This window comes from Streptomyces sp. NPDC048523 (assembly GCF_043199815.1).
GTDB lineage: Bacteria > Actinomycetota > Actinomycetes > Streptomycetales > Streptomycetaceae > Streptomyces.
In genome coordinates, this window is sequence record NZ_JBICWQ010000003.1 from 508,595 (window position 1) to 522,812 (window position 14,218).

Annotated in this window: 13 protein-coding genes; 10 read left to right on the forward strand and 3 right to left on the reverse strand. The window is 70.1% G+C overall.

Features of this window, described 5'->3' with window-relative positions; genetic code table 11:
- Nucleotides 1–151: 151 nt before the first annotated feature.
- The 9 genes from ACGFWE_RS18160 to ACGFWE_RS18200 all read left to right on the forward strand — a co-directional run bounded on the left by ACGFWE_RS18160 (nucleotide 152) and on the right by ACGFWE_RS18200 (nucleotide 10,359).
- Nucleotides 152–559 (forward strand): ATP-binding protein, encoded by a 408-nt coding sequence (locus ACGFWE_RS18160; protein ID WP_393600457.1) that lies wholly within the window; start codon nucleotides 152–154, stop codon nucleotides 557–559.
- A 591-nt stretch (nucleotides 560–1,150) separates the two neighbouring features.
- Complete coding sequence (locus ACGFWE_RS18165; RefSeq protein ID WP_352389272.1) at nucleotides 1,151–2,371, forward strand: M20 family metallopeptidase; 1,221 nt, start codon at nucleotides 1,151–1,153, stop codon at nucleotides 2,369–2,371.
- Nucleotides 2,372–2,659: 288 nt separating this feature from the next.
- Nucleotides 2,660–3,718, forward strand: coding sequence for a BMP family ABC transporter substrate-binding protein (locus ACGFWE_RS18170; RefSeq protein ID WP_352389046.1), 1,059 nt, complete (start codon nucleotides 2,660–2,662; stop codon nucleotides 3,716–3,718).
- 295 nt (nucleotides 3,719–4,013) lie between these two features.
- On the forward strand, nucleotides 4,014–5,561 hold the full coding sequence (locus ACGFWE_RS18175; RefSeq protein ID WP_393600794.1) for an ABC transporter ATP-binding protein: 1,548 nt from the start codon (nucleotides 4,014–4,016) through the stop codon (nucleotides 5,559–5,561).
- Complete coding sequence (locus tag ACGFWE_RS18180; protein WP_393600458.1) at nucleotides 5,558–6,685, forward strand: ABC transporter permease; 1,128 nt, start codon at nucleotides 5,558–5,560, stop codon at nucleotides 6,683–6,685. The genes ACGFWE_RS18175 and ACGFWE_RS18180 overlap by 4 nt, the downstream gene beginning before the upstream one ends.
- Nucleotides 6,685–7,968: an ABC transporter permease gene (locus ACGFWE_RS18185; protein WP_352389044.1), complete on the forward strand. Its 1,284-nt coding sequence runs from the start codon at nucleotides 6,685–6,687 to the stop codon at nucleotides 7,966–7,968. The genes ACGFWE_RS18180 and ACGFWE_RS18185 overlap by 1 nt, the downstream gene beginning before the upstream one ends.
- Nucleotides 7,965–8,366, forward strand: coding sequence for a cytidine deaminase (locus tag ACGFWE_RS18190; protein WP_352389043.1), 402 nt, complete (start codon nucleotides 7,965–7,967; stop codon nucleotides 8,364–8,366). Before ACGFWE_RS18185 ends, ACGFWE_RS18190 begins: the two co-directional genes overlap by 4 nt.
- A gap of 27 nt (nucleotides 8,367–8,393) precedes the next feature.
- Entirely contained in the window at nucleotides 8,394–9,671 is a 1,278-nt protein-coding gene (locus ACGFWE_RS18195; RefSeq protein WP_393600796.1) for a thymidine phosphorylase, read from the forward strand.
- Nucleotides 9,672–9,765: 94 nt separating this feature from the next.
- A complete protein-coding gene (locus tag ACGFWE_RS18200; protein WP_352389042.1) occupies nucleotides 9,766–10,359 on the forward strand; it encodes a Uma2 family endonuclease in 594 nt (197 codons plus the stop codon).
- A 7-nt stretch (nucleotides 10,360–10,366) separates the two neighbouring features.
- Here the strand turns inward: ACGFWE_RS18200 and ACGFWE_RS18205 are convergent, their stop codons facing one another.
- Nucleotides 10,367–11,290: an AEC family transporter gene (locus ACGFWE_RS18205; protein WP_352389041.1), complete on the reverse strand. Its 924-nt coding sequence runs from the start codon at nucleotides 11,288–11,290 to the stop codon at nucleotides 10,367–10,369.
- A 133-nt stretch (nucleotides 11,291–11,423) separates the two neighbouring features.
- On the opposite strand from ACGFWE_RS18205, the gene ACGFWE_RS18210 reads away from it, so the two are divergent.
- A complete protein-coding gene (locus tag ACGFWE_RS18210) occupies nucleotides 11,424–11,810 on the forward strand; it encodes an STAS domain-containing protein (protein WP_352389040.1) in 387 nt (128 codons plus the stop codon).
- Here the strand turns inward: ACGFWE_RS18210 and ACGFWE_RS18215 are convergent.
- Both ACGFWE_RS18215 and ACGFWE_RS18220 read right to left on the reverse strand, forming a co-directional pair.
- Nucleotides 11,694–12,710 (reverse strand): sigma-70 family RNA polymerase sigma factor, encoded by a 1,017-nt coding sequence (locus ACGFWE_RS18215; protein ID WP_352389039.1) that lies wholly within the window; start codon nucleotides 12,708–12,710, stop codon nucleotides 11,694–11,696. The two genes, ACGFWE_RS18210 and ACGFWE_RS18215, sit on opposite strands and share 117 nt — an antisense overlap.
- 201 nt (nucleotides 12,711–12,911) lie before the next feature.
- A complete protein-coding gene (locus tag ACGFWE_RS18220; protein ID WP_393600459.1) occupies nucleotides 12,912–14,192 on the reverse strand; it encodes an MFS transporter in 1,281 nt (426 codons plus the stop codon).
- Nucleotides 14,193–14,218: the final 26 nt, after the last annotated feature.

The window sequence follows — 14,218 nt, forward strand, 5'->3', positions numbered from 1 at the left end:
CTTGCTGTTCCTTAAATCTAAGGTCTACCGTCGGTGACGCGACGCACACGCTGCGGAATAGCCGGGATCCCGGAAGCGCACCGCCCCGTCCTGCCACGACGGCTGCGGCACTGCCACCGCCCGAAGCCCCCTGGAGAGCTGGAGTCGAGCCATGCCCGAAAACGACCCCTGGGTGTACACCCTGTGCATCCCGAACGACGTCCGAGCCGTCACCGTCGCTCGCCGCACCCTCCGGCTCATCCTCACGATGCACGGCCTGATCCGCCTGACCGACACCGCCGAGCTTCTCGCGGCCGAGCTGGTCTCCAATGCCGTACGCCATACAAAGGGGCCGGCCGCACTGCGGGTGCGCTGGTCGGCCGGGGTGCTGCGGATCGGGGCGTGGGATGCGGACCCTGGGCCTCCTGAGCCGCCCGGTGAGCTGAGCGCCATGGGCGAGGTGGAGGAGGGGCGGGGGCTCGCGCTGGTCAAGGCCTGTGCCGATGTGTGGGGCTGGCAGCCCTTGGCCCGGCACGGCAACCGGGGGAAGTTCGTGTGGTGTGAGCTGGGCGCGGCTTGAGGGGTGACCGTGGGGCCGCCCGCTTCTGTCGGCGCCGATGACCCTCCGGGCCACCCGTGACACGGCTCACTCCGGCACGGGGGACGGGTGGGCGAGGCCCGAGGTCGGCCGCGTCGCGGGCCGGGGTCCGCGGGGCGCGGTCGCGGTTCGCATGCGCGCCGGGTGGTGTGGCGGCGAGCGGATGGGGAACCGGGATGGGGTGGGAGGCGGTCCCCTTGAGCGCGAAGGGTGACCGCAAGCACAGGGGGCGACCTCCGTCGCCCTCGGTCGGGGCTCGCGGCAGTCGCAGGCCGCCTGTCCGTCGTCCACGACGGTCTCCACCACCGTCGATCACCCGACGTGGCCCGGCCGCGCCTCGCCGTGATGACCCGGACCTGCCCCAACCTCATCCCGATCCTGTTTCGACAGATGAAACAGAACCACCGGACGCAAGCCCGGCATGGTATGTGTGGGAAAGATGGTTCCTACCCATCTCAAATCACATCCATGCGTCGAGCGACCAGATTTTCTTCCCACGGCGGGTTGAAGTTTTGTTGATCGCGGGTCGGTTGGTCGCCCCGGCGTCCTACCCTTTAGAGGGTGAAGCAACTGATGTCACTGGAGTCCGAGGTCGATCTGCCCGGGGAAGCCGTGCTTCCCGGCGTGCTGAGCGACGCGCTGCACGCCGAACTGGTCCACTTCCGGCGCGACTTGCACATGCACCCGGAGCTCGGCAATCAGGAGTTCCGAACCACCGCGGCGATCAAGGAGCGACTGGAGCGGGCCGGGCTCAAGCCCCGGGTGCTCGCCGTGGGGACCGGTCTCGTCTGTGACATCGGGGAGTGGGACGGCGAAAGGCCCATGCTTGCCCTGCGCGCCGACATCGACGGCCTGCCCATCCCGGACATGAAGACCGAGTGCTCGTACCGGTCGACCGTGCCCGATCGGGCGCATGCCTGTGGACACGATGTGCACACGACCGTCGTGCTCGGCGCCGGGCTCGTCCTCGCCGACCTGCACCAGCGGGGGCTGCTGCCGCGGCCCGTGCGGCTGATCTTCCAGCCCGCCGAGGAAGTGCTGCCCGGCGGTGCCGCCGACGCCATCGAGTGCGGGGTGCTGGAGGGCGTCGGGAAGATGCTCGCCGTGCACTGCGACCCCCGGGTCGACGCCGGAAAGATCGGGCTCAGGACCGGTGCGATCACCTCCGCCTGCGACCGGCTGGAGATCTCCCTCGACGGGCCCGGCGGGCACACCGCCCGGCCGCACCTCACTACCGACCTCGTCACCGCCGCCGCCCGCGTCGTCACCGACGTGCCCGCCCTCGTCGGACGACGGGTGGACACGCGGGCCGGGCTCGCCGTGACCTGGGGCCGGATCGAGTCGGGGCACGCCCCGAACGTCATCCCGCAGCACGCCGAGCTCTCCGGGACCGTGCGCTGCCTCGACCTCGACACCTGGCAGCAGGCCCCGGACATCGTGGTCGCCGCCATCGACGAGGTCGCCAATCTGCACGGGGCCAAGTCCGAGATCAACTACGTACGGGGCGTGCCGCCCGTCGTCAACGACGGGGACGTCACCGAGCTGATCCGCGAGGCCATGACCGCCCGGCGCGGCGCCGACTCCGTCGAGAGCACCGAGCAGAGCCTCGGCGGCGAGGACTTCTCCTGGTACCTGCAGCGCGTCCCCGGCGCCATGGCCCGCCTCGGGGTGCGCACGCCGGGCGAGCGGACCGTGCGCGACCTGCACCAGGGCGACTTCGACGCCGACGAGTCCGCCATCACCGTAGGCGTGGAGATGTTCACGGCGGCGGCCCTGCTGGATGCCGCTCAGTGACCCGAGCGTGACGGAACGGCCCCTCGGGGGCCGTTCCGCCGAGCGGCGCAACATGGCCGTAAGCCAATCGTGCGCACATCGAAATCCCGGTGTGCGAGGCAGGAAGAGTCTGAGTTCAGACGCTGTTTGCCTCGAATCGATAACGGCTTCGGAAGAGGTCTGTTTCCGACATCTACGCGCGTTACGATGCCGCGAAGCCAACGCCGCAGGGGCGTACAGGCCCGGGCACTGGCATGGTGCTCACATGAAGCGCCGACAAGGCGCTCAGGTCAGGTGAAGGAGCCTCCCGTGCGCCGGGTAGCCAAGCTTTCCGCTGCGTGTATCGCCACCGCAGCTCTCGCACTGACTGCCACAGCCTGTGGCAGCACCTCCTCCGAGGACGACAGCTCCTCGTCCGCCTCCGCCGGCAGCGGCAAGGGCGGTATCAAGATCGGTCTCGCCTACGACGTCGGCGGCCGTGGTGACCGTTCCTTCAACGACTCCGCCGCGCGCGGTGCCGACAAGGCCGAGAAGGAGTTCGGCGGCTCCATCAAGGAGCTCACCGCCAAGAGCTCCGACACGGAGGCCGACCGCGAGCAGCGCCTGACCGACCTCGCCGACGCCGGCTACAACCCGATCGTCGCCATCGGCTTCTCCTACGCCACCTCGGTCGACAAGGTCGCCGCCAAGTACCCGAAGGTCAACTTCGGCCTCATCGACGCGGTCGCGAAGGCCAAGAACGTGGACAGCATCACCTTCACCGAGGAGCAGGGTTCCTACCTGGCCGGTGTCGCCGCGGCGCTGAAGACCAAGAAGAACCACGTCGGCTTCATCGGCGGCGTGGACACCCCGCTGATCAAGAAGTTCGAGGCGGGCTACGCCCAGGGCGTCAAGGACACCAACCCCAAGGTCAAGGTCGACGTCCAGTACCTGACCCACGGCTCGGACTTCTCCGGCTTCGCCAGCCCCGACAAGGGCAAGGAGGCCGCGTCCGGCATGCTCGACGGCGGCGCCGACGTGATCTACGCCGCGGCCGGCTCCTCCGGCAACGGCTCGATCGAGGCCGTCTCCGGCGTCAAGGGCGCCTGGGCCATCGGCGTGGACTCGGACCAGTACAACATCGCGGGTCTGAGCAAGTACAAGAACTCGATCCTCACCTCGATGGTCAAGAACGTCGACGTCGGCGTCTACGACTTCATCAAGTCCGTCAAGGACGGCAAGCCGCTCACCGGCAACCAGGTGTACTCGCTCGAGAAGGGCGGCGTCAGCCTGGCCACCAGCGGTGGCTTCATCGACGACATCCAGCCGCAGCTGGACGCCGCGAAGAAGAAGATCGTCGACGGCACCGTCAAGGTCAAGACCAGCTGACCTGACGGTTCCCGCCGGAACCCGGGCTCGGCGAAGGGGCCTCGACAACCCCCTCGCCGAGCCATAACAATGTGGCGACTCTACGCGTGTAGCACGGAGTAGCCGCGCCAAGGCCCGTCCGGCGGATCAGGCCGGCACCAAGCAGCGGTACCTTGTCTGCGCACGTGCCCCCGTGACACCGGCATGGTCCCCCGGACAGGCCCCAGCGTCGCCGACGCCTGCCCTCCCCTACGCAGCCCCTTTTCCCCGAGGAGAGTGCGCCATCAACGCGTCCAGCCCTCCCGCTGCCGTCGAACTGCGCGGCATCACCAAGCGATTCCCCGGCGTCGTCGCCAACAAGGACATCGACATCACCGTCCGCACGGGCACCGTGCACGCCCTGTGCGGTGAGAACGGTGCCGGCAAGTCCACCCTGATGAAGATCCTCTACGGCATGCAGCAGCCGGACGAGGGCACCATCACGGTGAACGGCGAGACGGTCACCTTCCACACCCCCGCCGACGCCATCGCCCGTGGCATCGGCATGGTCCACCAGCACTTCATGCTCGCCGACAACCTCACCGTCCTGGAGAACGTCGTCCTGGGCGCGGAGAAGCTGTACGGCATCGGCGCCAAGGCCCGCGCGAAGATCAGGGAGATCTCCGACGCGTACAGCCTGAACGTCCGGCCGGACGTGCTGCTCGAGGAGCTCGGCGTCGCCGACCGCCAGCGCGTGGAGATCCTCAAGGTCCTCTACCGCGGCGCCAAGACCCTGATCCTCGACGAGCCCACCGCGGTCCTCGTCCCGCAGGAGGTCGACTCCCTCTTCGACAACCTGCGCGAGCTCAAGGCCGAGGGCCTCACCGTCATCTTCATCTCGCACAAGCTCGGCGAGGTCCTGTCGGTGGCCGACGAGATCACCGTCATCCGGCGCGGCACCACCGTCGGCACGGTCGAGCCCGCCGGTACGACCCCCAAGCAGCTCGCCGAGCTGATGGTGGGCAGCGAACTGCCCACGCCGGAGACCGAGGAGTCCACGGTCACCGACGTCCCGCTGCTGAAGCTGGACGGCCTGCGCCTGGCCCAGACCGACCTCGACGGCATCGAGCGGATCATCCTCGACGACATCTCCTTCACCATCCACAAGGGCGAGGTCCTCGGGATCGCCGGCGTGGAGGGCAACGGCCAGTCCGAACTGGTCGAGGCCATCATGGGCATCCGCGACCCCGACTCCGGCACGGTCACCCTCGACGGCACCGACATCTCCCACCTCCCCACCCGCCACCGCCGCGAGGCCGGCGTCGGCTACATCCCCGAGGACCGCCACCGCCACGGCCTGCTCCTCGAGGCCCCGCTGTGGGAGAACCGCATCCTCGGCCACGTCACCGAGAAGCCCAACTCCCGCGGCCAGCTGCTCGACATCAAGGCCGCCCGCACCGACACCGAGCGCATCATCACGGCGTACGACGTCCGCACCCCCGGCATCGACGTCACCGCCGCCTCCCTGTCCGGCGGCAACCAGCAGAAGCTGATCGTCGGCCGCGAGATGAGCCACGCGCCCAAGCTGCTCATCGCCGCCCACCCCACCCGTGGCGTGGACGTCGGCGCGCAGGCCGCGATCTGGGACCACATCCGCGAGGCCCGCCGCGAGGGCCTGGCCGTGCTGCTGATCTCCGCCGACCTGGACGAGCTCATCGGCCTGTCCGACACCCTGCGGGTGATGTACCGCGGCCGACTGGTCGCCGACGCCGACCCCGCCACCATCACCCCCGAGGAGCTGGGCTCCGCCATGACCGGTGCCGCCACCGGCCACCTGGAGCACGCAGCGGACTCCGCAGCGGACCACGAGGACGACGCCCGATGAACAAGCTGACCCAACGCATCGACAGGGAGCGGCTGCTCCTCGGCATCGCGGCCCCGCTGCTCGCGGTCGTCGCCGCGGTCGTCGTCACCACCCTGGTGATCCTCGCCACCGGCAAGAACCCGGGCGCCGCCTTCAGCGACATGCTGACCTACGGCTCCGCCAGCGACAGCCAGGTCTACATCCTCAACAAGGCGACGACGTACTACCTCGCGGGTGTCGCGGTGGCCATCGGCTTCCGCATGAACCTGTTCAACATCGGCGTCGACGGCCAGTACCGCATCGCCGCGTTCTTCGCCGCCGTCCTCGGCGGGGCGCTGACCACGCCCGGCTGGATCTCCATCCCGCTGATCATCCTGTGCGCCATGGGCACCGGCGCCGTGTGGGCGGGCATCGCGGGCATCCTCAAGGTGACCCGCGGCGTCAGCGAGGTCATCTCGACGATCATGCTCAACGCGATCGCCACCGCGATCATCGCCTACCTGCTCCAGCCCGGAAAGCTCGCCGAGCTCCAGGCCGGCGGCACGGTCGTCTCCACCAAACCGCTGCCGTCGTCCTCGTACTTCTTCCAGATCGACACCGGCGCCGCGGGCGAGCTGTGGGGCTTCATCGTCATCGCCGTGCTCGTCGGCATCGCGTACTGGTTCGTCCTCGGCCGCACCCGCTTCGGCTTCGACCTGCGCACCGTCGGCCAGTCCGAGAGCGCCGCCGCCGCGAGCGGTGTCTCGGTGAAGAAGATGATCGCCACCAGCATGCTCATCTCGGGCGCGGTGGCCGGCCTGATCGGCATGCCGACCCTGCTCAACGACAGCCACCAGTTCAGCAACGACTTCCCCGTGGGCATCGGCTTCACCGGTATCGCCATCGCCCTGCTCGGCCGGAACAACCCGGTCGGCATCGCGCTGGGCGCGCTGCTGTGGGGCTTCCTCGAGCGCACCACCAACCACCTGGAGTTCGAGGGCTACGACAAGGAGATCCTCGGCGTGATCCAGGGCGTCATCGTCCTGTCCGTCGTCATCGCCTACGAAGTCGTACGCCGTTACGGGCTCAAGCGCCAGCAGCAGCGGGTCGGCGCCGAGCTCGCCGCCCAGGCCGCAGCCCCGACCCAGAAGCAGGAGGTGGCGTGATGACTGCCACGACGACCCACACGCCGCCCCCCGCGGCACCCAAGGCGGACACCGCCACCCGGTCGGGCCGCTCGCTCGGCCAGATCCTCATGATCGTCGCCGGTGCGCTGCTGCTCGTCGCCGCGGTCCGCGTGATCTCCGGCTCCGACCAGCTCACCTCCGAGGGCCAGGTCTCGGCGGCGCTCAGTCTCGCCGTGCCGATCGGCCTCGCGGGCCTCGCCGGTCTGTGGTCCGAGCGGTCCGGCGTGGTCAACATCGGCCTCGAGGGCATGATGATCCTCGGCACCTTCGGCGCCGGCTGGATCGGCTGGCAGTCCAGCCCCTGGCTCGGCCTGCTGTGCGGCGTCGGCTTCGGCGTCGTGGGCGGTCTGCTGCACGCGGTCGCGACCGTCACCTTCGGCGTCGACCACATCGTCTCCGGTGTCGCGATCAACCTCCTCGCGCTCGGCACCACCCAGTACCTCGCCAAGCTCTTCTTCGTGGACGGCAAGGCGGAGGAAGCGGGCGGCAACCCCAAGCAGTCCCCGCCCGTGGACACACTGCCCAGCTTCGACGTCCCGGGCATCTCCAGCGGGCTGCACTCCGTCGAGAACCACCACTGGTTCCTGATCTCCGACATCGCGGGCATCCTCGGCGGCCTGTTCACCAACCTGTCCATCGTGACGGTCCTGGTGGTCGTGCTGTTCGTCGGCAGCTGGTGGGTGCTGTGGCGCACCGCGTTCGGTCTGCGGCTGCGCTCCTGCGGCGAGAACCCGATCGCCGCCGAGTCCCTCGGCGTCAACGTCTACAAGTACAAGTACATGGCCGTGGCGATCTCCGGCGGCCTCGCCGGACTCGGCGGCGCCTTCCTGGCCCTGGTCACCTCGCACACGTACCTGGAGGGCCAGACCGGCGGCCGCGGCTACATCGGCCTCGCCGCCATGATCTTCGGCAACTGGCGGCCCGGCGGACTCGCCATGGGCGCGGGCCTGTTCGGCTACTCCGACGCGCTCCAGCTGCGCAACGGCGGCGAGACCGTCCACGCGCTGCTGCTCCTGCTGTTCGTGCTGCTCCTGGCGATGGGCGGCTGGAAGCTGTACAAGAAGGCGCACTGGCAGGGCGGCATCAGCCTCATGGTGGCCGCGGGCGTCCTGGTCTGGTACCTGGTCACCGACGAGGTCCCGAGCGACTTCGTGGGCGCCACCCCGTACGTCGTCACGCTGCTGGTGCTGTCGCTGTCCGCGCAGCGCCTGCGGATGCCCAAGGCGGACGGCATGCGCTACCGGAAGGGCCAGGGCAAGTGACCGCCCGGTCCGACATCGACTGGGAGTCGCTGCGCGAGCGGGCCCGGGACGCCATGTCCCGGGCGTACGCCCCGTACTCCGGCTACCCGGTCGGCGTGGCCGCCCTGGTCGACGACGGCCGTACCGTCACCGGCTGCAACGTCGAGAACGCCTCCTACGGCCTCGGCCTGTGCGCCGAGTGCGGTCTGGTCTCGGAGCTGCAGAACACGGGCGGCGGCCGTCTCACGCACTTCACGTGCGTGGACGGCCGGGGCGAGATCCTCGTCCCCTGCGGCCGCTGCCGTCAGCTGCTGTACGAGTTCGGCGGCCCGGACCTGCTCCTGGAGACCCCGGCGGGCATCCTGCCGCTGTCGGAGATGCTGCCGCAGGCCTTCGGGCCGGGGCATCTCACCAAGTAATTCCCGGAAGGAAAGCCCTGCATGGCCATGGACGCCATCTCCGTCATCCGCACCAAGCGCGACCGCGGTGAACTCAGCGACGAGCAGATCGACTGGGTCATCGACGCGTACACCCGCGGGGAGGTCGCCGACGAGCAGATGTCCGCGCTTGCGATGGCGATCCTGCTCAACGGCATGAACCGCCGTGAGATCGCCCGCTGGACCGCCGCGATGATCGCCTCGGGCGAGCGCATGGACTTCTCGTCCCTGTCCCGCCCGACGGCCGACAAGCACTCCACGGGCGGCGTCGGCGACAAGATCACCCTCCCGCTGGCGCCCCTGGTGGCGGCCTGCGGCGCGGCCGTGCCGCAGCTCTCGGGCCGCGGTCTCGGCCACACCGGCGGCACGCTCGACAAGCTGGAGTCGATCCCGGGCTGGCGCGCGCTGCTGTCGAACGAGGAGATGCTGAACGTCCTCGACACCACCGGGGCGGTCATCTGCGCGGCGGGCGACGGCCTGGCTCCCGCCGACAAGAAGCTGTACGCCCTGCGCGACGTCACCGGCACGGTCGAGGCGATCCCCCTGATCGCCTCCTCCATCATGTCGAAGAAGATCGCGGAGGGGACCGGCTCGCTGGTCCTGGACGTGAAGGCCGGCACCGGCGCGTTCATGAAGACCATCGAGGACGCGCGTGAGCTGGCGTCCACCATGGTGGGCCTGGGCACGGACCACGGCGTGAAGACGGTCGCGCTCCTGACGGACATGTCGACCCCGCTCGGCCTCACGGCCGGCAACGCCCTCGAAGTCCGCGAGTCGATCGAGGTCCTGGCCGGCGGCGGCCCGTCGGACGTGGTGGAGCTGACCCTCGCGCTGGCCCGCGAGATGCTCGACGCGGCGGGCGTGCGCGACGCCGACCCCGCGAAGGCCCTGGCCGACGGCTCCGCGATGGACGTCTGGCGCCGGATGATCGCGGCGCAGGGCGGCGACCCGGACGCGGAGCTGCCCGTGGCCCGCGAGCAGCACGTGATCAAGGCGTCCGCCTCGGGCGTCCTGACCCGCCTCGACGCCTACGGCATAGGCGTCGCCGCCTGGCGCCTCGGCGCGGGGCGTGCCCGCAAGGAGGACCCGGTCCAGGCGGGCGCGGGCGTCGAACTGCACGCCAAGCCCGGCGACACGGTGACGGAGGGCCAGCCCCTCCTGACCCTCCACACCGACACCCCGGAGCGCTTCGAGTACGCACTGGAGTCGATCGAGGGTTCCTACGACATCGGGGCGACGGGTACGGCCTTCACGGCGTCGCCGGTGGTGCTGGAACGCATCGCCTGACCTGCGGGTTCCTCATTCGGGTGAACGGGATCGGTGGACCGCCACCGGTCCCGTTCGGCATGCTGGGATCGGTGACGACCGATTGGAGACCGCCATGAGCGCACTCGCCGCCGAGTCCGGGGCCCCTGAGGGCACGGGCTGGGACGAGATCGTCCGGGTCTGGGAAGAGACGGACGCTCCTGAGGGCAGCAAGGTGGAGATCGTCGAAGGGATCGTCACCGTGTCGCCGCCGCCGTCCGAAGAACACAACGACACTGCTGAGCTGCTCCATGAACGCCTGTACGGGGCGCTGCCTCCGGACTGCAACTGGGGCATCTATCAGACGCTCGGACTGACGTGCCCGGAGACGGGTGGCCTGTTCGTTCCGGACCTGTGCGTGGTGCCGAGGACCGCCTTGCGCCGTGGAACACGCGTGCATGCCGGCGAGGCCGAACTCGTTGTCGAGGTCACGTCCAAGAGCAATGCGAACCATGACCGCATCAAGAAAGCCCACGGCTACGCCGTGGCGGGAGTGCCGCTCTACCTCCTCCTGGATGCCTGGCAGTCGGGGCGCCCCACGGCGACGCTTTACGGAGAGCCGCAAAACGGTACGTACCGCGTCCTTGTCTCGGTGGAGTACGGCGAGAGGCTCACGTTGCCCTCACCGTTCAAGTTGGACCTGGACACGGGCATCTTCCCTCTCAGTTGACACCTGGTCACCCCAACAACGCCGCCACCGCCACCAACACCGGCACCGACAACACCGTCGACACCAGGATCGAGTCCCGGGCCAAGCGTTCGCCCACGCCGTAGGTGGAGGCGTACGTGTAGAGGTTCTGCGCGGCCGGCAGGGCCGAGGTCACCACCACGTCGAGGAGTTGCGCCCCGTGCAGGCCGAAGACCCCGGCCGCCAGCGCCCAGGCCGCAGCTGGCTGTCCCACCGACTTCAGCGCGACCGAGAGCAGGACGAGCTGCCGGTCCGGACCCCGGCCGGGCAGGGTGCTGCCGCACAGGGAGATGCCGAAGGCGAGGAGGACGGCCGGGACCGACATACCGCCGATCAGGGTCAGGGGGTCCATGACAGGGGCCGGGACCTTCAGACCGGCCGCCGATACCGCCACGCCGGCCAGCGAGCCCACCGCGATCGGATTACGGAGCGGGGTCAGCAGTCTCCGCCACAGCGGGCGCTTCTCCCCCTCGCCCGACGCCAGGTCCAGGACCGTCAGCGCGAGCGGAGTCACTCCCACCAGCTGGAACAGCAGCACCGGCGCCACCAGCGAGGCATCCCCGAGGACGTACACCGCGATCGGGATGCCGAGGTTGCCCGAGTTGACGTAGGACGAGCACAGCGCGCCGATCGTCGTACGGCCCAGCCCCCAGCCCCGTACGACACCCACCGCGACGAAGACGCCCGCCGCCGCTGCCGTGCTGAGCGCGGTCACCAGCAGGCGGCTGGAGAAGATCACCGACAGGTCGGCCCGGGCCAGCGTGGTGAACAGCAGGGCGGGGGAGGCGACATGGAAGGCGAGCTTGGTCAGGACCTCCCGGCCCTGGTCGCCGAGGTAGCCCCGCAGACCGATGAGATAGCCGACCCCGATCACCACCGCGATGACCGCGAAGCCGGTCAGCACTCCCTGCACGGAGGCTCCTCAAGGGTGAGGAGGACGTGGCATATCCAGGGAGGTGCTGATCGGTGGCGCATACAGGCAACCCTCGGGGGCAGGTGGCACCCAGGTCAACGTGATCCTGCCCGCGCGGTCGGGGCGTCGGCCGATGAGTTACGCCCGCCCGCCAGGTCTACCGATCGTGGACGCCATGACACCCGCTGTACTCGTGCTGGCCGGCCCCGTCACCCGGGACGAGGTGACGGGGCTCGGCGACGAGGTCCGGGCCCTGCTGCGCACGACCCGCGCCGGGGTGGTGGTGTGCGATGTCGCCGGGCTGGGACCGCCGGGCCTCGCCGTCGTCGATCTGCTCGCCCGGCTGCAGCTCGCGGCCCGGCGCGCCGGGGGCCGGATCAGACTGCGTGACCCCGATCCCGGGCTACACGCCCTCCTCGACCTCGTCGGCCTCCGCTTCGAGGTGGAGGGGCAGGCCGAACAGGGGGAACCAGCGCTGGGTGTCGAGGAAGAAGTGGAACCCGGTGAGCCTGCCGTCTGAGATCTCCAGCACCTGGACCGCCCACGGGATGTGACCGCCCTTGTCCGGGTCCGGCTTGTACTGGGCGAACCCCGGCATGCCGTTGACCTGCACCGGCACCAGACGGGAGCCCTCGCAGGCCGAGCCGAGGGTCGTCATGAAGCCCGTGATGTCGTCGTGGCCCGTCAGCCACAGGTCGAACGGCGGCATCGTCATGATGGCGTCCTCGTGGAGGAGAGCCGTCAGAGCCGTCATGTCGTAGCCCTCGAACGCCTTCACATAGCGGTCCAGGAGCTTCTGCTGCTCCTCGTCCAGCGGGTCGGAGACGGCCGCGTCGGCGCCGTGCTCCTCCCGCTCGGCGAGGGTGGCGCGGGCGCGCTGGAGGGCGCTGTTGACCGAGGCGACGGAGGTGTCGAGGAGTTCGGCGACCTCGCTCGCCTTCCAGGCCAGCACCTCGCGCAGGATCAGCACCGCGCGCTGCTTGGGCGGCAGTTGCTGCAGGGCGGCCATGAAGGCGAGCCGCACGGTCTCCTTGGCCACCGCCGCCTCGGCCGGGTCCTCGACGGTGGGCAGGATGCGGTTGTCCGGCATCGGCTCCAGCCAGGTGTGGTCCGGGCGGGGGGACAGGGCGGCCTGGGCGAGGGGCGTCGATTCGGTGAGGTCCATGGGGCGGGCGCGCTTGTTGCCCGCCGTCAGCATGTCCAGACAGACGTTGGTCGCGATCCGGTACAGCCAGGAGCGGAGACTGGAACGGCCCTCGAACCTGTCGTAGCTCCGCCAGGCCCGCACCATCGTGTCCTGCACCGCGTCCTCGGCCTCGAAGGAGGAGCCGAGCATGCGGTAGCAGTACCCCGTCAGCTCCGTGCGGTGCTTCTCGAGCCTGACGTCGAGGTCTGTCGTCGTAGCCGTAGCGTCCGTCATCGTCCACCCACCCCTGTGGCCGTGCTGTGCCGCGCCTTTGCGCCCACTACTCGGAAACTACCGCAGAGGTCTGACAATGGCGTGCCGAGTGGGTGAACGCGCAGGTCAGAGGGTTCTCACCGGCACCGGCCCTACCCGTCCCACCAAAAGAGCGTCCCCCTGACCGGCCGACCCCGGCCAGGGGGAAGCAGAACGTGCGGCTCAGGCCGTCGCGAGCCGCTGCTGGGCCCGGGCCGCACGCGTTCCGAGGACGGTGATCGACACCACGCCGAGCACCGCCAGCAGTCCGACCCCGACGGTTCCGCCCCAGCCGCCCGCGTGGAAGGCGAGCGCGCCGACCGTGCTGCCCGCGCTGGAGCCGATGTAGTAGGCGGACTGGTAGAGGGCCGAGGCCTGGGCGCGGCCGTGGGTGGCCGTCTTGCTGACCGCCGAGGACGCCACCGCGTGCCCGGCGAAGAAGCCCCCGGTGATCAGGACCAGGCCCAGCAGCACCAGCCCGAGGGAGTCGGCCAGGGAGAGCAGCAGGCCCGCGGCCGTCGTACCGCCCGCCGCGTACAGCGCGCCCCGGCGGCCCAGGCGACCGACGAGCCGGCCCGCCGTCGACGCGGACACCGTGCCCACCAGGTAGACCAGGAAGATCGAGCCGACGATGCCCTGGGGGAGGGAGAAGGGCGCCTCGGTCAGCCGGTAGCCGATCACCGTGTACACGCCGCCGAAGACCGTCATGAACAGCGCGCCGATGGCGTAGAGGCGGCGCAGCAACGGGTCGCCCAGGTGTCCGCGGACCGTGCCGAGCAGTACCCGCGGCCGCAGCGAGCCCGCCACGAAGTGCTTCGGCGCCGGCAGCAGCAGGCGGAACGCCACCGCGCAGGCCACCGCGAGCGCGCCGATGACCCCCACGGCCACCCGCCAGCCCCACTCCTGCGCGACCCAGCCGGTGATGACCCGGCCGCTCATCCCGCCGACGCTGTTGCCGGCGACGAACAGGCCGATCGCCGTGACCAGCGCCTTCGGCCGGACCTCCTCGGCGAGATACGCCGTCGCGGAGGCGGGCAGTCCCGCCAGGGCCGCACCCTGTACCGCCCGCAGCACGACCAGCGTGGTCAGCGAGGGTGCGAAGGGGACCAGGATCCCGACCGTCACCGCGACCGCCAGCGACGCCGTCATGACCGTACGGCGTCCGAAGCGCTCGGAGAGGGCGCTCATCGGCAGCACGAACAGCGCCAGGCCGCCGGTCGCCGCCGCCACCGTCCAGCTCGCCTCGCTCGCCGCGACCCCGAACTCGCCCGAGATCAGCGGGAGAAGGGCCTGCGTGGAGTACAGCAGTGCGAAGGTCGCGACACCGGCGAGGAAGAGGGCGAAGCTCATCCGGCGGTAGCCGGGGCCGCCCGGGGTCAGACGGGAGTCGACGGTGGCAGAGGCGGGGGATGCGGCGGGGGATACGGCGCCCACGCGGGTGGACGCCTCGGTACTGGCAGGCATGCTTCGAAGTTACGTACGGCCGCGCT

Coding starts and splice junctions, on each gene's coding strand:
- ACGFWE_RS18215 (WP_352389039.1), bottom strand. CDS start 12,710: ATGACGGACGCTACGGCTACGACGACAGACCTCGACGTCAGGCTCGAG.
- ACGFWE_RS18185 (WP_352389044.1), top strand. CDS start 6,685: ATGACTGCCACGACGACCCACACGCCGCCCCCCGCGGCACCCAAGGCG.
- ACGFWE_RS18200 (WP_352389042.1), top strand. CDS start 9,766: ATGAGCGCACTCGCCGCCGAGTCCGGGGCCCCTGAGGGCACGGGCTGG.
- ACGFWE_RS18165 (WP_352389272.1), top strand. CDS start 1,151: ATGTCACTGGAGTCCGAGGTCGATCTGCCCGGGGAAGCCGTGCTTCCC.
- ACGFWE_RS18160 (WP_393600457.1), top strand. CDS start 152: ATGCCCGAAAACGACCCCTGGGTGTACACCCTGTGCATCCCGAACGAC.
- ACGFWE_RS18220 (WP_393600459.1), bottom strand. CDS start 14,192: ATGCCTGCCAGTACCGAGGCGTCCACCCGCGTGGGCGCCGTATCCCCC.
- ACGFWE_RS18210 (WP_352389040.1), top strand. CDS start 11,424: ATGAGTTACGCCCGCCCGCCAGGTCTACCGATCGTGGACGCCATGACA.
- ACGFWE_RS18195 (WP_393600796.1), top strand. CDS start 8,394: ATGGACGCCATCTCCGTCATCCGCACCAAGCGCGACCGCGGTGAACTC.
- ACGFWE_RS18180 (WP_393600458.1), top strand. CDS start 5,558: ATGAACAAGCTGACCCAACGCATCGACAGGGAGCGGCTGCTCCTCGGC.